We start from the raw sequence: 20,011 nt of genomic DNA, 5'->3' as shown, positions 1-20,011 counted from the left end.
GTCAGCCTCCTTGGACGGCGGTGAGGACTTCCACGCGGTCTCCCTCGGAGAGGGACGTGGACGGCCACTGCGCGCGCGGGACGACGGTCTCGTTGAGCGCGGCCGCGACTCCGGAGGGCGCCGGGGACAGGGCCCGTACGACGGTGTCGAGAGCCGTGCCGGGAGCGAACTGGCGCGGCTCCCCGTTGACGGAGATGTTCATGCCGGCTGCTCCACGGACTCCAGGAACCGCCCGGGGGTGAACGGGCGTGCCACGTCCGGCAGTTCACCGGTGGTCAGCGCGTGCGCCAGCGCGTCCCCGGTGACCGGCGTCAGGAGCACGCCGTTGCGGTAGTGCCCGGTGGCCAGCAGAAGGCCGGGCAGTTCCGTCGGGCCGAGCAGCGGGGCGTTGTCCGGGGAGCCCGGACGCAGTCCCGCGCGGGTCTCCGTCAGCGGCAGTTCGGTGATGCCGGGGACCAGTTCGTGCGCGTCCCGCAGCAGTTCGTACACCCCGCCCGCGGTCACCGTCGTGTCCCAGCCCAGCTCCTCGCTGGTCGCGCCGATCACCAGCTCGCCGCTCTCGCGCGGCACCAGGTAGACGTGGCTGCCGCGCACGACGGCCCGCACGGTACGGCTCAGGAAGGGCGCCTGGTGCGGCGGCACGGTCAGCCGCACGACTTGTCCCTTCACGGGCCGTACGGGAGGCAGGAGGGCCTGCGGGACCCCTTCCAGGCGGCCGCTGAGGCTGCCGGCGGCGAGCACCACCTGGTCCGCGTCCAGTTCCTCGCCGTCCGTGGTGGCGACCCCGGCGGCCCGGTCCCGGACGACACGAAGGCGTTCCGCCCATGTGCGGTGGAAGACCACGCCCATCCGCTCGCAGGCGGCCAGCAACGCGCGCGTGAGGCGGCGCGGATCGATCTGGTGGTCGCCGTCCACCCGCAGCCCGCCGCGCACCCCTGGCGCGAGCATCGGCTCCAGGCGCCGGCACTCCCGTCCCGACAGCCACTCCGACTCCAGCCCCGACTGCCGCTGGAGCGCGTGCAGTTCGCGCAGGTGGGCGCGGTCGTCGGCGTCCAGGGCGACGGCGAGCGTGCCGCACCGGCGGTAGCCGAGGTCGTGCCCGGTCAGCTCGGTGAGCTCGGCCGCGAAGTCGGGATAGCGGTGGGCCGAGGCGAGATTCAGGCCCAGCAGGGTCTGCTCGCCGTAGTGCAGTTCGGTGACCGCGGCCAGCATCCCGGCGGCCACCTGGGCGGCCCCGCCGCCCGGTTCCGGGTCCACGACGGCCGTGGTGAGACCGCGTTGCGCGGCCCGCCAGGCCGTGACCAGGCCGATGATGCCGCCCCCGACGACGAGGACGTCTGACGTACGTGAGGACATGGGCGTCCAGCCCCTCCCTTCGCCGGCATGACCCGGATCAGGTTCGTACGGTCGGAGGCCGCCCAGCCTCCCTCTCAGCCCGGTGCGTCCGGGCTCCCGCGAGTGCTCTACGTTGGCCACCCTAGCCCTTCGTTCCACGCCTCTGTAAGGGAGCCTCGCACCATGCCCCGCTCGCTCGACGGCCTCGTCCTCGCCCCGGTGGCCGACCAGGCCCCAGGTCAGGTGGGTACGCGGACCCGCTTCACCTACCACGAGAAGGACGGGGAGATCTGGGCCGAGTACGCGGGCGGTGACGTCGTACGCGGGCATCTGGTCGGCACGCGCGCGGGGGACCGCCTCGACTTCCGGTACGTACAGCTCAAGCACGACGGCACGACGTCCTGCGGGCACTGTGTCTCCACGGTCGTCGAGCTTCCCGACGGCCGGGTGCGGCTGGAGGAGACGTGGGAGTGGGAGTCGCAGCCGGGCAGCGGGACGAGCGTTGTGGAGCAGGTCACTCGGCACGACCCCTGACTGACTGATTGTCAGCTGGCTATGGTGATCAAATGAGCGAGCGGACGCAGGCGCAGCGGCGGGTGGTCGTGGTCGGCGCGGGCATGGCCGGGGTGCAGACCGCGGTCGCGCTGCGCGAGCAAGGCTTCTCGGGAACCGTCACGGTGATCGGCGCGGAGCCCCATCAGCCGTACGACCGTCCGCCGCTCTCCAAGGCCGTGCTGCTCGGCAAGGCCGAGGGCTCCGCCTTCGACGTGGACTTCGAGGCCCTCGGCATCGAACTGCTGCTCGGCCGTGAGGCGCTGGGCCTGCGCCCCGAGGCGCACGAGCTGGACACCGAGGCCGGACCCGTGCCGTACGACGTCCTGGTCCTCGCCACCGGCGCCGAACCGATCCGGCTGCCCGGCACGGAGGGCGTCCCCGGGGTCCATCTGCTGCGCACCCTGGACGACGCCGAGCGACTGCGGCCCGTGCTCGCCCGGCAGCACGACATCGTGGTCGTCGGCGCGGGCTGGATCGGCGCCGAGTTCGCCACCGCCGCGCGCGAGGCGGGCTGCGCGGTGACCGTCGTGGAGGCCGCCGACCGGCCGCTCGCGGGCGCGCTGCCCGCCGAGGTGGCCGCTCCGATGACCTCCTGGTACACCGACGCGGGAGCTGACCTTCGCACCCACGCGCGCGTGGTGCGCGTCGAGCCCGGCGAGGTCGTCCTGGACGACGGCTCCAGGGTGGCCGCGGGGGCCGTCGTGGTCGGGATCGGCGCCCGGCCCGCCACGGCCTGGCTCGCCGGTTCCGGCATCGAACTGGGCGCCCACCGCGAGGTCGTCGCCGACAACCGGCTGCGCACCTCGGCGCCGGACGTCTACGCCGTCGGAGACTGCGCCTCCTTCCCCTCGGGCAGGTACGGCGGGCGCCTGCTGATCCACCACTGGGACAACGCCCTCCAGGGCCCCCGCACGGTGGCCGCCGACATCCTCGGCGAGACGCCCACGGTCTACGACCCGGTCCCGTACTTCTGGTCCGAGCAGTTCGGCCGCTTCGTCCAGTACGCCGGCCACCACGCGTCCGCCGACACGACCCTGTGGCGCGGCGAGCCGTCCGGTCCCGCCTGGACGGTGTGCTGGCTGCGCGAGAACCGCCTGGTGGCCCTTCTCGCGGTGGGCCGCCCCCGAGACCTGGCCCAGGGCCGCCGCCTGATCGAGGCGGGCACGGAGATGGACCCGGTGCTGCTGGCGGACCCGGCGAGGCCCCTGAAGGCGGCGACGGCGTAGGCCGCGGTGCGGGCGCGCGGAGGCGGCCCGTGCGGCAGTCCGCGTGCTGTCGGCACGGTCGCCACCAGGCGATCGGGCCCTTTGTTCCCCCGCCGGAGGCGCCCCGGCTTCCGACTGTCAGTGCGGGATGGCACGCTTAATCCCGTGACCGAGATTGACGCAAAAACCGATGCACTCGTCCCCGCCTGGCTCACCCTCCCCGACATCGCGGAGCTGCTCGACGTCGAGGTGACGCGGGTGCGGCAGCTGGTCAAGGAGGGCCAGCTCATCGCCGTACGCCGTGGTGAGAACCGCGCGCTGCACGTCCCCGCCGCCTTCATCGACGTGGCCGAGCAGAAGGTCGTCAAGGGTCTGACCGGGACCCTGACGCTCCTGAGGGACGACGGCTTCACAGACGAAGAGATGCTGGAGTGGCTCTTCACCCCCGACGAGAGCCTGCCCGGCACCCCCGCGCAGGCCCTGAGCGAGAATCGCGGCACGGAGGTGAAGCGCCGGGCCCAGGCGCTCGCCGTCTGACCCAACAGCATCGGCGTACGGGCCGTGACCGCCGGGGCCACGGCCGCGGTCCGGTGCGGCCCGTACGCCACCGAACCCCGGGGGAGACACACGCATGCCCGACACCGCCCGCGCCCAGCTCGCCGACGCCCGCCTCTACCTCTGCACGGACGCCCGCAGGCGCCAGGGCGACCTCGCCGAGTTCCTGGACGCCGTCCTGGCCGGCGGCGTCGACATCGTGCAGCTGCGGGACAAGGGCATGGAAGCCGCCGAGGAACTGGAGCACCTCCGGATACTCGCCGACGCCTGCGCGCGGCACGGCAGGCTTCTCGCGGTCAACGACCGGGCCGACGTCGCCCACGCGGCCGGTGCCGACGTACTGCACCTCGGCCAGGGCGATCTGCCCGTCCCGGCCGCCCGCGCCATCCTCGGCGACGACGTCCTCATCGGCCGCTCCACGCACGCCGAGGCGGAGGCGGCCGCGGCCGCCGTGCAGGACGGCGTGGACTACTTCTGCACGGGTCCCTGCTGGCCCACCCCCACCAAGCCCGGCCGGCACGCCCCCGGTCTCGACCTGGTCCGCCACACCGCAGCCCTCGGCACGAACCGCCCCTGGTTCGCCATCGGCGGCATCGACCTCGGCAATCTCGACCAGGTCCTGGAGGCCGGGGCCGGCCGGGTCGTGGTCGTCCGGGCCATCACCGAGGCGGACGACCCGGGTGCGGCCGCCGCGGAGTTCGCGAAGCGGCTGCGTGACGTCGTGTGACACGGCGAGGGCCCGCCCTGCGCCGGTCGCATGATCGGCCCGGTGTCCGAGGGGTGGGACAACAAGTCGACAAACCGGGCAAATTTGCGTGATCCGGTTGGGCGACCGCTGCCCCCTGGCTAACCTGCCGGTATGGCCCTAGGAACCTCATCCACCAGGACTGACCGCGCCCGCACCGTGCGCGACATGCTCGCCGCCGGCAAGACGACGTACTCCTTCGAGTTCTCGGCGCCGAAGACCCCCAAGGGTGAGCGGAACCTGTGGAGCGCGCTCAGGAGGGTCGAGGCGGTCGCCCCGGACTTCGTCTCCGTCACCTACGGCGCAGGTGGCTCCACCCGAGCGGGCACCGTCAAGGAGACCGAGCAGATCGTCGCGGACACCACCCTGACCCCGGTCGCCCACCTGACCGCGGTCAACCACTCCATCGCGGAGCTGCGCAACATCATCGGCCAGTACGCCGACGCCGGGATCCGCAACATGCTGGCCGTCCGCGGCGACCCGCCCGGCGACCCCATGGCCGAGTGGGTGGCGCACCCGCAGGGTCTGACCTACGCCGCCGAACTCGTCCGACTCATCAAGGAGTCGGGCGACTTCTGCGTCGGTGTCGCGGCCTTCCCGGAGATGCACCCGCGCTCCGCCGACTGGGACACCGACGTCGCGTGCTTCGTCGACAAGTGCCGCGCGGGCGCCGACTACGCCATCACCCAGATGTTCTTCCAGCCGGAGTCGTATCTGCGGCTGCGTGACCGAGTCCACGCCGCGGGTTGCGAGACCCCTGTCATCCCCGAGGTCATGCCCGTGACCAGCGTGCGGATGCTGGAGCGGCTCCCGCAGCTCAGCAACGCGATCATCCCGTCCGTCCTGAAAGAGCGGATCCTCACAGCAAAGGACGATCCGGCCGCTGTACGCTCGATCGGAATCGAGTTCGCCACGGAGTTCTGCGCGCGGCTGCTGTCCGAGGGAGTGCCCGGACTGCACTTCATCACGCTCAACAACTCCACGGCATCGCTGGAAATCTACGAAAACCTGGGTCTGCACCACCGACCGCAGGCCTAGACCGGCCGCACGGATATACGACACACTGCGTAGCGGTCACTGGGAGAGGGGCGTACATGGGCTGGACGGTCCTCTACATCGCGTTCGGATTCGTCGCGCTGTGGCTGCTCGGCGAAGTGCTGCTGCAGTACAAGGCGCGGCTGCGCTGGCGGGTGCTCGCCTTCGTCGGCTTCCTGGGCGTGGTCCTCGGCGTGCTCATCTCGCAGGTCGTCGTCATCGGTCTCGGTGCGATCGCCTTCGCGGTCGGCCAGACCTATGTGACCCTGTCGTTCCGCCGTGGCTTCGAGCAGGGCTGGGCGGTCAACCCGCCCGCCGCACTGGGCACTCTGACCGGCGGCAAGAAGAGCCGCCGGGAGCGCGGCCGCGAGGAGCCCGCCCTCGAGGTCTCCGGCCTGGAGACGGGTGAGGCGGCCTACGGCGACGAGCCCGGGTACGACCAGGGCCGCCCCGACACCGCCGGATACGGCCACGAGGACGACTACGACCGCGACGACGTCTTCACGCCCGCGCGCTCCGCCGCCATGGCCACCGAGACCACCGCCGTCTACGAGCCGCAGCCGCTGCCCGACGACACCGGCTCCTACGGCGTGTACAACGACTCCGCCTACGCCGGTGACCAGTCCTACGCCCCCGCGGGCCAGACCCAGGACCAGTACGCGACGGCCGCCGCCGACCAGTCCTACGGCTACGACGGCTACACCGGCTACGACCAGCAGCAGTACGGCTACGACCCGGCGGGACAGCAGCAGTACGCCGCCTACTCCGACCCGTACATCGGCACCCAGACCTACGGCGCGGGCTCGTACGACACCTCGTACGGCGGCCAGCAGCAGTTCGTCCAGCAGGGCTACGACCAGTACGGCGGGACGTACGGCGGCGAGACCCCGGCCGGCGGTGTGTGGGTGCCGCAGCAGCGCACCGACGAGTACGGCGCCGAGCTTCCGCAGGAGCAGCAGTACTACCAGGACAACAACGGCCAGGGGCAGCAGAACCAGGGCCACGGGTACGACGAGCAGTACCGCTTCTGACGCGGGACGGCTCTCGTCACTGAGAGCCGCGGAACTCCGGACCCTCCACGACCAGTCCGGCCACCAGCGCGCCCGACATACCGGCGTGGGCCAGGCCGCCACCGGGGTGCGACCAGCCGCCGGCCGTGAACAGACCGGGTACCGCCGTGCTGTTGGACGGGTGCAGGGTGCCCTCGCCGCCCGCCAGTGAGGGCGGGGGAACGGCACCCCCCTCGGCCCCTGTCTCCCGCTCGGTGTCCACGGGCGTGCGCACCTCGCGCCACAGCACCCGCTCACGCAGCCCCGGTATCGCGCGCTCGGCGGCGGCCGTCATCTTCTCCACGAAGGCGTCGACGACACCCGGCGTGACCCAGTCGTGCCCGCGGCCGCACGGCACGGTCGCCGTCAGCACCACGGACTCGTGCCCCGCGTCGGGACGCAGTGCGGCGTCGTCCGGCCGGTCGATCCGGACCGTGGGCTCCGGTGTCTCCCCGCGGACGAACAGGTCCAGTTCGTCCCCGGGGGCCGGTCCGTACACCACCGTGCGGTGCACGGCGTCCGGCTCCCGCGCGCCGCGCAGGGCGAGACACACCACGACCCGGCCCGGGTGCAGGTCCTCGGCGTCGGGAGGGACGTCCTTCGCGCCGTAGAGCTCACGACCCGGTACGAGCCCGCGCAGCCGCCAGGGGCCGGCGCCGACGACGGTGTCCGCCTCCACGACCGTCCCGTCGGACAGCTCGAGACCTGCCGCGCGACCGTCCTTCTCCAGGACTCCCGTCACCTCGGCGCCGAAGTGGAACTCGACCCTGCGCTGGACACACCGCTCGTACACCGCCCGCGCCAACTCCCGCACGCCGCCTCGGACATACCAGGTGCCGAAGGCGTGCTCCATGTACGGCAGGACGGCCGCGCTCGCCGGAGCGGTGCCGGGGTCGACGCCGTAGGTGAGGGCGCACCCGTCCAGCAGGGCCGCGAGGCGGGGGTCCCGCAGCTCCCAAGCCCCGATCTCGTGCAGGGTGCAGGCCCGCCGGGTGCGCAGCAGACGCTTGTGCGGCACCGCGGGGTAGGGCTCGCGCGTCAGCACCTGCCAGTTGGGCCACAACGGCTCCTCCAGGAGCGGTCTGCGGGTGCGGTCCCAGGCCTCACGGGCCCGGATGAGGAAGTCGCCCCAGCGTGCGCCCGCGCCCGCGCCGAGGGCCTCGTCCAGGGCGGCGACCACTCCCGCGCGCGAGGCGTTGGGCAGGGACACCTCGGTGCCGTCGGTGAAGAGGTGCCGCGACGACGGGTCGACCTGGACGAGCTCGATGACCGACTCCAGGGGCTCCTTGCCGGTCTTGATGAACAGATCGCGGTAGACCGCGGGGAGGGTGAGCAGGCCCGGCCCGGTGTCGAACCCGAACCCGTCGCGCTCGAACCGGCGCACTGCTCCGCCGTACGTCTCCGTGCGCTCGTACACCGCCACCCGGTGGCCCGCGACGGCCAGCCGGGCAGCGGCCGCCATCGCGCCCATCCCGGCGCCGATCACCGCAATCCGTGCCATGCCTGCGACTTTATCGGCCGCCACTGACAGTTCGGATCCGCCCTTCGCCTCAGCCCCCGCGTCCCTGGGCGGGAGGCCGTGCGGCCAGTCGTCTTTCCTCCCTGCGCTGCGCCCTGCGTCTGCGGAATCTGCGGATCCGGGAGATCAGGAAGTACAGCACCACCAGGCCCGCCGCCAGCAGGAGGCCCGCGATGATCGCCGCCGCGGTGGGATGGAACATCGCGAACGTGACGATGCCCGCGACCCCGAGGTCCTCCGCCAGGCTCAGGACGATGTTGCTGAAGGGCTCCGGCGAGGTGTTCACCGCCATGCGGGTGCCCGCCTTGACCGTGTGGCTGGCCAGGGCCGTCGAACCGCCGACCAGGCCCGCCGCCACGTCGGAGAGCGACCCGCTCTGACCGGCGAGCAGCGCCCCGACCCAGGCGCCGGCGACGGGACGGACCACCGTGTGGACCGAGTCCCACGCAGAGTCGACGTACGGGATCTTGTCCGCCACCGCCTCGCACAGGAACAGCACGCCCGCCGCGACCAGTACCTCGGGGCGCTGCAGGGTCTCGGGGACGTCGTCGCTCAGCCCTGTCGCGCCGAACACGCCGAGCAGCAGCACCACCGCGTACGCGTTGACACCGCTGGCCCAGCCGCTGGTGAACACCAAGGGGAGTACGGACACGGACGCGATCGTAACCAGTGGGCCGCAAGCCGTCCTGGGGGTGAGCACGCACGACTGAGTATCCGTACCTAGGGGCTGAGATGAGTACGCGCGCGGATGGGCTCCGACCTGCGCGGACGAGAGAGTGGAGCCACGGCGAAGGGGAGAGGCTCCGGCACCGGCGACACGGGGCGCCGGAACGGAGCCGCCCCGGACCCGCTCCTTCCGCCGACTGAGGTCGGCGGGAGCGAGGCACGGGGGAACCCGGGAAAGCGGGGGAACGACCGAACGGGGGCCCAACGGGGGGCACGGGGGGTACGGGGGTACGGGGGTACGGGGGAGAAGGCGCCGGTTCGAGGTGGCCCGCGGGGGACGCGGCCACAGCGGACCGGCGCCTTCGCCTGTCAGCCCGGCGTCATCCGTTGCGCCCGCTCACCCGCCCCTGCAGCAGCCGCGACAGCGCCGCGTGCACGTCGTCCAGGGAGCGCTCGGGCTGGAAGGACTGCCAGTCCAGGGCGGCCACCAGGACCATGCCGACCAGCGCGGACGCGGTCAGCGGCACATCGATCTCGTCGCTGAACTCGCCGTTCTCCACACCTTCGCGCAGCACGCCCTCCACGACCGCCACGGCTTGCTGACGGACCACCATGAGCGTGGACTGCCAGGCCCTGTTGGTGCGCCACAGCTCGGCCACGTACAGCTGGGTGAAGGCCGGATAGCGGTCGATGAAGACGAGGCCCGCGCGGATCATCGCGTCCAGGGCGTCCACCTTGCCGCCACCCGCGCGTGCCGTCGCCTCCGCCGCCTCCCTCAAGGACGCGGTGAGCAGACCCACACCGTGCCGCAGCAGCTCCTCGAAGAGCACGGACTTGCTCGCGAAGTTGTAGTAGACCGTGCCCTTCGCGACTCCGGCCCGCTCGGCGATCTCGTCGACCGTGGTGGCGGAGAAGCCCTGCTCGGCGATGAGCGTGACGGCCGCCTCGTAGAGCTTCTGCCGGGTGGCCTCGCGGCGTGTGCTGACGCCCGCCGTGGCGCTGCTGCTTTCCATGGTTCTGATTCTCACAGGCGAGGGCGCCCCTGAGGTCGCGGAAGGGCTCACAGGGTCAGCTCCGGGTGCAGCCGGTCCAGCGTCCACACCTGCCGGCGGCGGGCCGAGACGGCGGTCAGCGCGAGGGCGCCCGCGGTGAAGGCGAGAAGCACCACGCACGCGTGCCACACCGGAGTCAGACCGCCGCCCGTGATGAGCCTTCTCAGGGCCTCGACGACGTAGCTCATCGGCAGGAAGGGGTGGATCGCGTTGAAGAAGCCCGGACTGGTCTGGACGGGGTAGGTGCCTCCCGCGGACGTCAGCTGGAGCATCAGCAGGGCCAGGACGAGGATCCGGCCCGCCGCTCCGAAGCGTGCGTTCAGCCATTGGACGATCGCCGCGAAGCACGCCGTCACGAGGAACAGGAAACCCACCGTCCCGGCCGCCCGCGCCATCTGCAGACCGATCGCCCAGTGCAGCACCGACATCAGGGCCACGGTCTGCAGCACCCCGATGGCCACCACGGGCAGCCACCCGGCCAGCGCGATCCGCCAGGCCGCCGCACCGGCGGCGAGGGCACGCCGGTTCATCGGCGTGATCAGCATGTAGGCGACCATCGCGCCCACCCACAGGGACAGCGGGATGAAGTACGGGGCGAACCCGGTGCCGTAGTTCGGCGCCTTGTGCAGGTCCTTGGAGACCAGCTGGACCGGGTCCGCCATCACGTCGGTGCGCCGGTCGCGGTCCTTCTTGTCGTAGTCGGGGATCTGCGAGGCGCCGTCGTGCAGCCCGTCGGAGAGCTTGCCGGAGCCGTCGGCGAGCTTGTACATGCCGCCGCTCAGGGTGTCCGCCCCGTTCTTGAGCCGCCCGACGCCCTCGTCCAGGTCCTGTGCGCCGGTCCGCGCGGTGCCGAGGCCGGAGTGGAGCGACCTGGCGCCCGCGGCGACCTGGCCGGCGCCCCGGTTGAGCTGGTTGACCTTCGCCACGGCGTCGTCGAGGTCCTCGGAGAGGCGGGGTGCCCGGTCGGCGAGGTCGCGGGCCTGCTTCTGGAGGGTCGCGAGCTGTCCGTCCAGCTTTTTCAGGTCGCCGTTCTGGTCGGCGACGAGCGCGTTGACGTCGTCGGCGACCTTCGCCACGTCGTCGGCGGCCTGCCGGGCCTTCTTCAGGTCGGCGCAGGCCGCGTCCGGCAGGACCGGGTCGGTGCAGCGCGTCCTGTAGACGCTGTCCAGCGTGTCCGCGGCCCGATGCGCCCCCTGGGCGGCCGCGGGGGCGGTCCGCACCAGCGTGCCGAGGTTGTGGCGGACGGCGCCGGCCGAGTCGGCGACGAGCCGGGCGGTGTCCCCGATGCTCTTCTCGTTGCCGTCGAGGAAGGGACCCAGCTTGTCCGCGACCCCGTTGACCTTGTCGGCGAGGCTCTGGGTGCCGTCGGCGACCTGCTGCGCCCCGTCCGCGAGGTCGCCCGAGCCCGTGTCCAGCTTCGCCAGTCCGTCGGAGAGCTTCCCGCTGCCCGCCTCGGCCTCCTGAAGGCCCGCGGCAAGGTCCTCGGATCCCTTCTCCGCCTTGCCGATGCCGCCTTCCAGGTCGTCGGCCCCGTTCGCGGCCTTCACCGTGGCGCCGTGGATGTCGGAGAAGGAGATGAAGATCCGGTCCAGGAAGGACCGCGAGGCCTTCGTGGACGCGGCCTGGCGCACCTCGGCGAAGACCGTCCGCGAGATCTGCCCGACGATGTAGTTGTTGGAGTCGTTCGTACGGACCTGGAGGGCGCCCGTCTCGGGGGAGTCGCCCGCACTGGAGGCGATGCGCCGGCTGAAGTCGGCCGGCATGGTGAGCGACAGGTAGTAGGTGCCGTTCTCGACGCCCTTGCGCGCCTCGGCGGCGTCGACCTCGTGCCATTCGAAGGTGCCGCTCTCGCGGAGCCCCTTGGTGAGGTCGTCGCCCGCGGTGAGCCTCTTCCCGTCGGCGGTGGCACCCTTGTCGTCGTTCACGAGGGCGACGGGGATGCGGTCCAGGCGGCCGTAGGGGTCCCAGAAGGACCACAGGTACAGGGCGCCGTACAGCAGCGGCAGCACCAGCAGGGCCACCAGGGCGGCACGCGGCAGTTTCCCCCTGCCGAAGCGGCGCAGCTCAAGCGCGGCCAGTCGCGGTGAACGCATCGGTCGCCTCCTTCCCGGTCTCGGTTCGTGTGTCCTGCTCGGGCTCCGGTCGCGTGGACACCTTCACGGCGCCCGCAGGGGCCTCGCTGCACACCGCCAGGACCGTCGTCCCGGCCGCGGCGAGGGAGCCGAGCTGCGCCCAGGCCTCGACGCGTTCGGCGTCCGACAGCTTCAGGTCCAGGTCGTCGACGGCGAGCAGTCGCGGCCGGCCGATCAGGGCCAGGGCGATCGACAGCCGCAGGGCCTCCGGGCGTTCCAGATCGCGTACGGCGGTCCGCGCGCCCTTGGGCAGCGCCTCCCGGTCGAGCCCGGCGGCCGCCAGCGCGGTGTCGATCCGCAGCCTCGCCTCGGCCGTACGCTCCTCGCGCGGCCGCAGCAGGGCCCGCACCGAGTCGCCGAACCGGCGCTGCAGCAGCGCCCGTTCGCGCAGGTGCTCCCCGACGGTCAGGGCCGGGTCGAGGTCGGTGAGCCCGGCCACGTGCGCCGGCGCGCTGAACCGGCGCACCGCCGCGAGCTGCTTCGGGAGCCGCGCCCCGCCCACGGTCGCGGTTCCCTCGGTGGCCTTCATCCGCCCGGTGAGCGCGAGCAGCAGGCTCGTACGGCCGGACCCCGAGGGCCCCTCCACGGCGATCAACGCACCGGGCTCCGCGGTGAGGTCGATCCCGCGGAACGCCCAGCCGCGAGGCCCCTTCAGACCGAGACCCTCGGCCGTGACAGCTACTCCGTCCACGGCCACCCCCTGATCCTCTTGAATCGGCAATTTTTTGAACTGACTGGTCAGTGCAAAAACTAACCCGAACCTTCGCTCGAAGCAAAAGCGCAGGTCAGAACGGATTGTCAGTGGCATACCTCACGATGGGCACATACGGCACTCCGTAGCGCGAGCTGCCGTCAACCAGACGACAGGAGGTTCGTCATGGCCAGCTACCACGCAGCCGCCGCCCGTCGGCGCCGCGCCACCGGCCCTGCCCCCTCACTGACCGGCCCGGCGAGCGACGTGCACCCCGTGCTGCGCCGGACGACGGCCCCGCCCGCCGCCCTCGACCTGCTCGCCCAGGCCCGCGCCGGCCTCGACGAGGCCTCGGCGCTGGAGACGTCGAACGAGCGCTATGCGACGGCCCACCTCGCCGCCCTGCGCACCGCGGCCGCCGTGCTCGCCGCCCGGGGGCGTCCGGAGCCCACGCCCCGACGCCGCGCCAAGATCCGGAGCGCTTGGGAAGTGCTCCCCGAGATAGCGCCCGAGCTCACCGAGTGGAGCGCGCTGTTCGCCGCCGGTGCCCGGCGCCGCGCCCGGGCCGAGGCCGGCATCCAGGGCGCGGCCAGTCGCCGGGACGCGGACGACCTCATACGCGACGTGGCGATGTTCCTTCGCCTCGTCGAGCGGATGCTGGTGCTCCAGCCGGTCCTCCCGCAGCCGCGCCAGGACGCGGAGGGGCCGGCGGAGAGCGGCCACGGCACCGACCGCGACTTCCCGGACGCCGGGTGACCGGCATGCCGCGTCACGGGCCGGCAAGGTCCTCCGGGGTCCGCCGTACGAGACGAGCCGCCGGGCACGGCACCCGGAGTGACCAGGTGGGGTACCGGAGGCAATAGGGTGGAGAGCGCCTGAAGCCTTCCCCTCCGCGCCGAGGAGTCAACTGCCGTGTCGGACCCGCTGCGACCCCGCGCCTCCCTCCGTACCGCCGTGGTCTGGGAGGTCCTCCAGGACGCCCTCGACCGCCGGGTCAAGGCCACGGGACGCCAGGCGCTGGACGTCCTCGACACCGGGGGCGGCAGCGGCAACTTCGCGGTGCCCGTGGCCCGACTCGGCCACCAGGTCACCGTCGTCGACCCCAGCCCCAACGCGCTGTTCGCCCTGGAGCGCCGCGCCGCCGAGGCCGGCGTCGCCGACCGGGTGCGGGGTGTCCAGGGAGACGCCCACGGCCTCTTCGACGTGGCCGAGCGCGGAGGCTACGACGTGGTGCTGTGCCACGGAGTCCTGGAGTACGTGGACGACCCCGCCGAGGGCGTGCGCAACGTGGTGGCCGCCCTGCGCCCCGAGGGCGTCCTCAGCCTGCTCGCTGCCGGTCTCGGCGGCGCCGTGCTCGCCCGGGCCCTGGCCGGCCACTTCAAGGAGGCCCGGCAGGCGCTCGGCGACCCGGACGGCCGCTGGGGCGACGGCGACCCCGTGCCGCGCCGCTTCACCACCGACCAGCTCACCGCGCTCGTCGAGGGCGCGGGCCTGACCGTGGGCGCCGTGCACGGTGTACGGGTCTTCGCCGACCTCGTCCCCGGCGTGCTCGTGGACACCGAGCCCGGCGCCCTGGAAGCCCTGCTCAAGCTGGAGGAGGCGGCGGCCGAGCTCCCCGCCTTCCACTCCGTTGCCACACAGCTTCACGTGCTCGGTGAGACGCGGGAGGCCGCCGAGGCCTGAGCCGCCCCGTGTGCCGTACTGCTGATCAGGTACTTGATGGCACATGGAGTACGCCACAGGCCCCCCGATCGCGCCCTCAGCGCCGTATGATCGAGGGAGACCGCCCGGCATGACGGGACGGCCGCTGGGGAATGACAAGATTCAGCAGCCGGAGCGTTCATGGCGGAATCCGGTTGGCCAATTGGCGCAGAGGGGCGGGTTTCACGGGGGCGATTCCCTGCCTATCCTGAAGGGACCCCCCGAGTCGCCCCGGCGACTGCACGATGAGGAGGACTCCGTGCCGCTCTCGGAGCACGAGCAGCGCATGCTCGAGCAGATGGAGCGAGCGCTGTACGCCGAAGATCCCAAGTTCGCGTCGGCGCTCGAGGGAAGCGGGCTGCGTACGTACACCCGGCGGCGGGTCTACCAGGCGGTCGCCGGCTTCCTCGTGGGTATCGCGCTCCTCATGGCCGGTATGGTCGCCAAGCAGGTGTGGCTCAGCGTGGTGGGCTTCCTCGTCATGCTGGGATGCGCGGTGCTCGCCGTGACCGGCTGGCGCAAGGCCCCCAAGCCGGGCGAGCAGCCCGCCGCAGGCGCCCCGCACGCCCGTCGCCAGGGACGTCAGAAGCGCTCGATGATGGACCGGATCGAGCAGCGCTGGCAGAAGCGCCGCGACGAGCAGGGCGGCCAGTAGCCGACCCGCCCGACAGCTCCCACAGATGTTCTGAGGGGGCGAGCACCCGGTCGGGTGCTCGCCCCCTCACGCACGTCCTGCGGACGCAGGCTCATGTCCTGCGGCCTCGCCCGCCCGTCTCCGCAGGGCACCTCACCCCTCGCAGCACAGTGGCCCGGGCCACCAGTGCTGTTCCGCCCGCGGGGCGGCGCTTTTCAGCCTTCCTGACCGGACGGTTTGCGCAGCGTCGGCCGGACCCCCGCCACGCGTGTCCTCGTCCCGGCCCACCACTCCGAGAGCGTCCACACCACCCGTGCGGTGGAACGCGGGGCGATCAGTGCCCGCGCCCGCGTGCCCCGGCTGACCGATTCGCGCAGTCCGCCGATCACCCGGAGGACGTCCTGGGCCAGGCCGGCCGTCGGCCGCGGGTGCGGGGCGTAGAGCACCTGCTCCACGGCGTCCGCCACCCGGTGCACCGAGGCGGCCGCCGTCGGTTCGAGATGGCCGAGCCGTACGATCCGCGCCGCCGCCTTGCGTGGCGTCTGCGAGTCGTCCGGCGCGATCCCGAAGTCCCACGCGGTATCGGTCAGCTCCTGCCAGGCCGCCAGGGTGTACGCGGCGGCGTCCGCGTCACTGCGGCCGTGCGCGCCCAGCCGTACCGAACGGGTCCGCAGCCGCCACAGCATCGGCATCAGGGGCACCGACAGCACGACCAGCCCGAGGAGCGTCCAGAACAGCAGCTTGAGGTACCACCACTGGCCCTGCACGGCCCACCAGGGGCCGCCACCGTCCTGGGCCGCCGCGGCCGCCGGGGACGCGCTGTCGCACGCCTCCAGCTTCCGCAACTGGGGCGAGCAGCTGTCGCTCGCCGAGGCCGAGGCCGACGGCGCCGTGGACGACCCCGCGGACGGCCGCGCCACGCCGGGGTCCACGCTGCCGCCCACCTCGGGGATGGTGTACGAGGGGACCGTGCCCCGGGTCGGGGTGGGCTCGAAGCGGGTCCAGCCCACTCCCTCGAAGTACAGCTCGGGCCAGGCGTGGGCGTCCTTCAGCCCCACCGACACCGTGCCGTCCGCCTGCGGGGTGCCGGGCGCGAAGCCCACCGCGACCCGGGCCGGAATGCCCAGGGAGCGGGCCATCGCCGCCATGGCGAAGGAGAAGTGGACGCAGAAGCCCTGCTTGTCCCGCAGGAAGTTGGCGATCGCGTTGGGCCCGTCGCCGACCTGCACCTGGGTGTCGTACTCGAAGCCGCCGGTCACCGCGAAGTAGTCCTGGAGCGCGACCGCCTGCTCATAGGGGTTCTTCGCGCCCGCGGTGACCTCGCGGGCGGTCTTGGCCACCACCGCCGGCAGCGAGTCGGGCAGCTCGGTGTAGTCGCGCTCGAGGGCCGGGGGCGGGGCCGGCGCGGCGGCGAGCTGCTCGGCCGTCGGCTCCACGTCCAGGCTCTTCACGTCGTACGTCAGCCCGCGCGTGTTCTGCCCGTGGTCGCCGACCAGCGCCATGCCCTCGGGCTCGTAGCGCCAGTTGCCGCGGACCTGGACGCCGCTGGGCGGGTAGGGCATGGGCAGATAGCTCTGCTCGTACCAGTTCGCCGCCGAGATGGTCGTCTCGACCTCCGTGCGCTTGACGTCGGAGCCCAGGCCGATCGGGGTGGGGAAGTCCTTCGGCACGGCGCCGATGGACCGCTTGGACGGCTTCCAGGTCCGGCCGTCGAAGTCGTCCAGGGAGACGATCCGCAGATACAGGTTGGAGATGTCGTTGCTCCCGGTGCGCACGGACAGGACCTGGCGGTCCTCGTCCACGTTCAGGCTGTCGCGCAGCGAGAGGAGCGGGTTCACCGCGGAGATCGTGCCGCCGTTGCCGTTCCCGGCCCCCACGCCCGCCCCGGTGGCGTCCAGGAGGCCGCCGTTCATCGAGGGCAGGACGGCCGACACCACGAGGGCGATACCGAGGCTCGCCACGCCGATCCGCCGGCCGGTGCGCACCGGCGCCACCGGCCCGGAGTCGATGCCCGGGGAGCGTGGCGCCCCGCCGAAGACACGGCCCCACTGGGAGAGCCGGTCGCGCCCCTCGGCCAGGAGCAGCAGCAGATAGCCGATCGCGGCGACCAGGAACCAGAGCCAGTCGCCGTGGCCTTCCGACAGCCCCGCGGCGACGGAGTACAGCGCGAGCAGGGGCAGCCCCGCCGGGGCCGCGCTCCGGAAGGTCACCGCGAGGGTGTCCACCATGAGCCCGACGACCAGGACACCGCCGAAGACCATCAGCTTGATGCCGTCGGACTCCAGCGGCGCCGGAATCGCGTACCGCGCGATGTCGTCGCCGCCCTGCTGGAGCAGGTCCCCGAAATGCACGAAGGCGCCCGGACCGGGGATCAGGCCCAGGAAGGCATGGTCACGGGCGAAGATCAAGGTGAGCATGGCCAGCGTGACGAGCGCCTGGGCCGCGACCGTCAGCGGACGGGCCAGCGGGATCCGCCGCGCCACCGCGCCCGTGACCGTCTGCACCCCGAGCAGGAACGCGGCCTGCACGATCCACGTGACCGGCTCGACCAGCGGCAGCAGGGCGCAGGCGGCCATCAGCGTGGCCGCCCACGCGCACAGCGCCAGTCGTCCCCGCCCGCTCATCATGATCCCTCCCCGGCGCCGGCCGCACCGACGCCCGAGCGCTCGCGGTCCGCGAGACGCCACAGCTCCTCCAGCGAGGCGCCCCGGGGCACGCCCAGTGCCGTCCAGCCCGCCTCGCGCAGCATCCGCAACCGCTCCTCGCGCTCCTGCAACGGCCCGGGAACATCGGTCGGTTCCCGCACCCAGCTCTCGCTGTCGAGCACGAAGGCGAGCGCGCCCCCGCTGCGCTGGCGCATCTTGGCGACCACGGTGGCCTGCTCCTCGTCCAGGTCGCCGAAGAACGCCACCAGCAGCCCTTCGTTGCCGCTGCGCAGCACGTCGTACGCGCGCGACAGGCCCGTGCCGTCGGAGTGGTCGATCACCGCGAGCGTGTCCATCATCAGTCCGGCCGCGTCCGCGGTCCCCTGGCTGGCGCCCGCGAAGCCGTCGGCGCCCTCACCGGGCACGGAGTTGCCGGTGTCGGTCAGCAGCCGGACGGAGAAGCCCCGCTCGAGCATGTGGACCAGGACGGAGGCGGCGCCCGAGACGGCCCACTCGAAGGCCGAGTCGGGGCCCGCGCCCGCGAAGGCGAGGCCCCGGGTGTCCAGCAGCACCGTGCAGCGGGCGCGCTGGGGCTGTTCCTCGCGGCGCACCATCAGCTCGCCGTAGCGGGCGGTGGAGCGCCAGTGCACCCGGCGCAGGTCGTCGCCGTAGCGGTAGCCGCGCGGGATCACGTCGTCCTCGCCGGCCAGGGCGAGCGAGCGCTGCCGTCCGTCGCCGTACCCCTTGGCCTCGCCGCTCAGCCGCACCGGCGGCAGCGCCTCCACGCGCGGGATCACGGTCAGGGTGTCGTACGAGGAGAAGGACCGGGTCAGCTCGCACATCCCGAACGGGTCGGTCAGGCGCAGCTGGAGCGGGCCCAGCGGATAGCGGCCGCGCAGGTCGGAGCGGACGCGGTAGGAGACCTCGCGGCGGCCGCCCGGCTCGACGCGGTCGAGCACGAAGCGGGGGCGCGGGCCGAGGACGTAGGGGACCCGGTCCTGGAGCATCAGCAGGCCGGTGGGCAGGCGCGAGACGTTGTCCATCCGCAGATGCACGCGGGCCTCGCTGCCGGCGGGCACGCGCGCGGGGGAGAGCCGGCGGCTGCCCGCGACCCGGTAGCGGGTGCGGTAGAGCACGGTGGCGCACACCAGGGGCAGCACGGCGAGGAGCAGGCCGACCCGGAGCAGGTCGCTCTGGCCCAGGACGTACGCGCAGATGGCCGCGGCGATGCCGGCGGCGAAGAAGGAGCGGCCCCGGGTGGTCAGACCGGCCAGTGCCGTGCGGACACCGCCCTTGTCGCCCCGGTCGGGCTCGGGGCCGCCGGCCGAGGGCACCCCGGTGGACATCACAGGCTCCGCGGCGGCTGCTGCGGATACGCGGGCGCGGTCCGGCCGATCCCGAGACCGCCCTGCTGGGGCGTGGCGGGGACCGGGGTGCGCTGGAGGATCTCCTGCACGACCTGCTCGGCGGTGCGCCGGTTCAGCTGGGCCTGGGCGGTGGGCAGCAGACGGTGGGCGAGGACGGCCACCGCGAGCGCCTGGATGTCGTCCGGGAGCGCGAACTCGCGCCCGCTGAGGGCGGCGGAGGCCTTGGCGGCGCGCAGCAGGTGCAGCGTCGCGCGCGGGGAGGCGCCGAGTCTGAGGTCGGGGTGGGTGCGGGTGGCGGCGACCAGGTCGACGGCGTACCGCCGGACCGTTTCGGCGACATGGACGCCGCGGACGGCCTCGATGAGCTTCACGATGTCGTGGGCGTGCGCCACCGGCTGGAGGTCCTCCAGCGGGCTCACCCCGCCGTGGATGTCGAGCATCTGCAGCTCGGCCTCCGCGCTGGGGTAGCCGACCGAGACCCGGGCCATGAAACGGTCGCGCTGGGCCTCGGGCAGCGGGTAGGTGCCCTCCATCTCGACGGGGTTCTGCGTGGCGACCACCATGAAGGGGCTGGGCAGCTCGTAGGTCTGTCCGTCGATGGTGACCTGGCGCTCCTCCATCGACTCCAGGAGTGCGGACTGCGTCTTCGGCGAGGCGCGGTTGATCTCGTCGCCGATCACGATCTGGGCGAAGATCGCGCCCGGTTTGAACTCGAAGTCCCGGCGCTGCTGGTCCCAGATGGACACGCCCGTGATGTCCGAGGGCAGCAGGTCGGGCGTGAACTGGATACGGCGCACCGAGCAGTCGATGGACCGCGCCAGCGCCTTGGCCAGCATGGTCTTGCCGACGCCGGGGACATCCTCGATCAGAAGATGTCCCTCGGCGAGCAGCACGGTCAGCGAAAGCCGTACGACCTCGGGCTTCCCCTCGATCACGCCCTCCACCGAACTGCGTACCCGCTCGACAACGGCGGTCAGATCAGTGAGGCTCGCTCGATCGTCATAGGTGGTCACCCGGCCCTCCTCGGCCCGAAACTTTCCGGGCCGACGCTCTGTGATGCGTAACCGGCCCACCCCGAATCACGGACACCACGCGTGAAAAGTTCCGCGCGACGCCACACCCGCA

General features: G+C 72.7%; 19 protein-coding genes and 1 riboswitch. Of the genes, 9 read left to right on the top strand and 10 right to left on the bottom strand.

What is annotated here, in order from left to right; all coding sequences use genetic code 11:
* Window position 1 precedes the first annotated feature (1 nt).
* The gene (thiS, locus tag IOD14_RS33880; RefSeq protein ID WP_212672327.1) at window positions 2-202 is read right to left on the bottom strand and encodes a sulfur carrier protein ThiS; all 201 of its coding nucleotides are present in this window, start codon (window positions 200-202) and stop codon (window positions 2-4) included.
* Window positions 199-1,356: a glycine oxidase ThiO gene (gene thiO / locus IOD14_RS33875; protein ID WP_212672326.1), complete on the bottom strand. Its 1,158-nt coding sequence runs from the start codon at window positions 1,354-1,356 to the stop codon at window positions 199-201. The genes thiS and thiO overlap by 4 nt, the downstream gene beginning before the upstream one ends.
* A riboswitch (TPP riboswitch) is annotated at window positions 1,354-1,466 on the bottom strand. It overlaps the preceding gene by 3 nt.
* A 52-nt stretch (window positions 1,467-1,518) precedes the next feature.
* Between thiO and IOD14_RS33870 the strand changes: the two genes are divergently transcribed.
* The 6 genes from IOD14_RS33870 to IOD14_RS33845 all read left to right on the top strand — a co-directional run bounded on the left by IOD14_RS33870 (window position 1,519) and on the right by IOD14_RS33845 (window position 6,461).
* Complete coding sequence (locus IOD14_RS33870) at window positions 1,519-1,869, top strand: hypothetical protein (RefSeq protein WP_123988616.1); 351 nt, start codon at window positions 1,519-1,521, stop codon at window positions 1,867-1,869.
* A gap of 32 nt (window positions 1,870-1,901) precedes the next feature.
* The gene (locus IOD14_RS33865; RefSeq protein ID WP_212672325.1) at window positions 1,902-3,116 is read left to right on the top strand and encodes an FAD-dependent oxidoreductase; all 1,215 of its coding nucleotides are present in this window, start codon (window positions 1,902-1,904) and stop codon (window positions 3,114-3,116) included.
* Between the two features lie 144 nt (window positions 3,117-3,260).
* Window positions 3,261-3,632, top strand: a complete 372-nt coding sequence (locus tag IOD14_RS33860; protein ID WP_123988615.1) for an Rv2175c family DNA-binding protein — start codon at window positions 3,261-3,263, stop codon at window positions 3,630-3,632.
* Between the two features lie 94 nt (window positions 3,633-3,726).
* Window positions 3,727-4,377, top strand: a complete 651-nt coding sequence (gene thiE, locus IOD14_RS33855) for a thiamine phosphate synthase (RefSeq protein WP_123988614.1) — start codon at window positions 3,727-3,729, stop codon at window positions 4,375-4,377.
* A gap of 132 nt (window positions 4,378-4,509) precedes the next feature.
* Entirely contained in the window at window positions 4,510-5,433 is a 924-nt protein-coding gene (gene metF, locus IOD14_RS33850) for a methylenetetrahydrofolate reductase [NAD(P)H] (protein WP_123988613.1), read from the top strand.
* A gap of 56 nt (window positions 5,434-5,489) precedes the next feature.
* Entirely contained in the window at window positions 5,490-6,461 is a 972-nt protein-coding gene (locus tag IOD14_RS33845; RefSeq protein WP_123988612.1) for a hypothetical protein, read from the top strand.
* A 16-nt stretch (window positions 6,462-6,477) separates the two neighbouring features.
* On the opposite strand, the gene IOD14_RS33840 is transcribed toward IOD14_RS33845, so the two are convergent.
* The 5 genes from IOD14_RS33840 to IOD14_RS33820 all read right to left on the bottom strand — a co-directional run bounded on the left by IOD14_RS33840 (window position 6,478) and on the right by IOD14_RS33820 (window position 12,539).
* On the bottom strand, window positions 6,478-7,980 hold the full coding sequence (locus tag IOD14_RS33840) for an NAD(P)/FAD-dependent oxidoreductase (protein ID WP_212672324.1): 1,503 nt from the start codon (window positions 7,978-7,980) through the stop codon (window positions 6,478-6,480).
* Window positions 7,981-8,029: 49 nt separating this feature from the next.
* Window positions 8,030-8,650 (bottom strand): DUF4126 domain-containing protein, encoded by a 621-nt coding sequence (locus tag IOD14_RS33835; protein WP_123988610.1) that lies wholly within the window; start codon window positions 8,648-8,650, stop codon window positions 8,030-8,032.
* 394 nt (window positions 8,651-9,044) lie between these two features.
* On the bottom strand, window positions 9,045-9,677 hold the full coding sequence (locus IOD14_RS33830) for a TetR/AcrR family transcriptional regulator (protein ID WP_031059424.1): 633 nt from the start codon (window positions 9,675-9,677) through the stop codon (window positions 9,045-9,047).
* Window positions 9,678-9,724: 47 nt separating this feature from the next.
* Complete coding sequence (locus IOD14_RS33825; RefSeq protein WP_212672323.1) at window positions 9,725-11,809, bottom strand: YhgE/Pip domain-containing protein; 2,085 nt, start codon at window positions 11,807-11,809, stop codon at window positions 9,725-9,727.
* The gene (locus tag IOD14_RS33820) at window positions 11,781-12,539 is read right to left on the bottom strand and encodes an ATP-binding cassette domain-containing protein (RefSeq protein ID WP_212672322.1); all 759 of its coding nucleotides are present in this window, start codon (window positions 12,537-12,539) and stop codon (window positions 11,781-11,783) included. Before IOD14_RS33820 ends, IOD14_RS33825 begins: the two co-directional genes overlap by 29 nt.
* A 186-nt stretch (window positions 12,540-12,725) precedes the next feature.
* On the opposite strand from IOD14_RS33820, the gene IOD14_RS33815 reads away from it, so the two are divergent.
* The 3 genes from IOD14_RS33815 to IOD14_RS33805 all read left to right on the top strand — a co-directional run bounded on the left by IOD14_RS33815 (window position 12,726) and on the right by IOD14_RS33805 (window position 14,895).
* Window positions 12,726-13,295 (top strand): SAV_6107 family HEPN domain-containing protein, encoded by a 570-nt coding sequence (locus IOD14_RS33815; protein WP_123988607.1) that lies wholly within the window; start codon window positions 12,726-12,728, stop codon window positions 13,293-13,295.
* Between the two features lie 156 nt (window positions 13,296-13,451).
* Window positions 13,452-14,222: a methyltransferase gene (locus IOD14_RS33810; protein WP_123988606.1), complete on the top strand. Its 771-nt coding sequence runs from the start codon at window positions 13,452-13,454 to the stop codon at window positions 14,220-14,222.
* A gap of 277 nt (window positions 14,223-14,499) precedes the next feature.
* On the top strand, window positions 14,500-14,895 hold the full coding sequence (locus tag IOD14_RS33805; RefSeq protein ID WP_053846972.1) for a DUF3040 domain-containing protein: 396 nt from the start codon (window positions 14,500-14,502) through the stop codon (window positions 14,893-14,895).
* A 194-nt stretch (window positions 14,896-15,089) separates the two neighbouring features.
* Here the strand turns inward: IOD14_RS33805 and IOD14_RS33800 are convergent, their stop codons facing one another.
* From IOD14_RS33800 to IOD14_RS33790, 3 genes are read right to left on the bottom strand one after another with little or no spacing between them, the layout of a single operon-like run.
* Complete coding sequence (locus tag IOD14_RS33800) at window positions 15,090-17,498, bottom strand: DUF3488 and transglutaminase-like domain-containing protein (protein ID WP_212673448.1); 2,409 nt, start codon at window positions 17,496-17,498, stop codon at window positions 15,090-15,092.
* A complete protein-coding gene (locus IOD14_RS33795; RefSeq protein ID WP_123988605.1) occupies window positions 17,498-18,865 on the bottom strand; it encodes a DUF58 domain-containing protein in 1,368 nt (455 codons plus the stop codon). Before IOD14_RS33795 ends, IOD14_RS33800 begins: the two co-directional genes overlap by 1 nt.
* Entirely contained in the window at window positions 18,865-19,899 is a 1,035-nt protein-coding gene (locus IOD14_RS33790) for a MoxR family ATPase (RefSeq protein ID WP_212672321.1), read from the bottom strand. The genes IOD14_RS33795 and IOD14_RS33790 overlap by 1 nt, the downstream gene beginning before the upstream one ends.
* Window positions 19,900-20,011: the final 112 nt, after the last annotated feature.

Origin of the sequence: Streptomyces sp. A2-16 (assembly GCF_018128905.1) — a bacterium.
Classification (GTDB): Bacteria; Actinomycetota; Actinomycetes; order Streptomycetales; family Streptomycetaceae; genus Streptomyces.
This window is presented reverse-complemented; position numbering and strand designations above follow the sequence as displayed.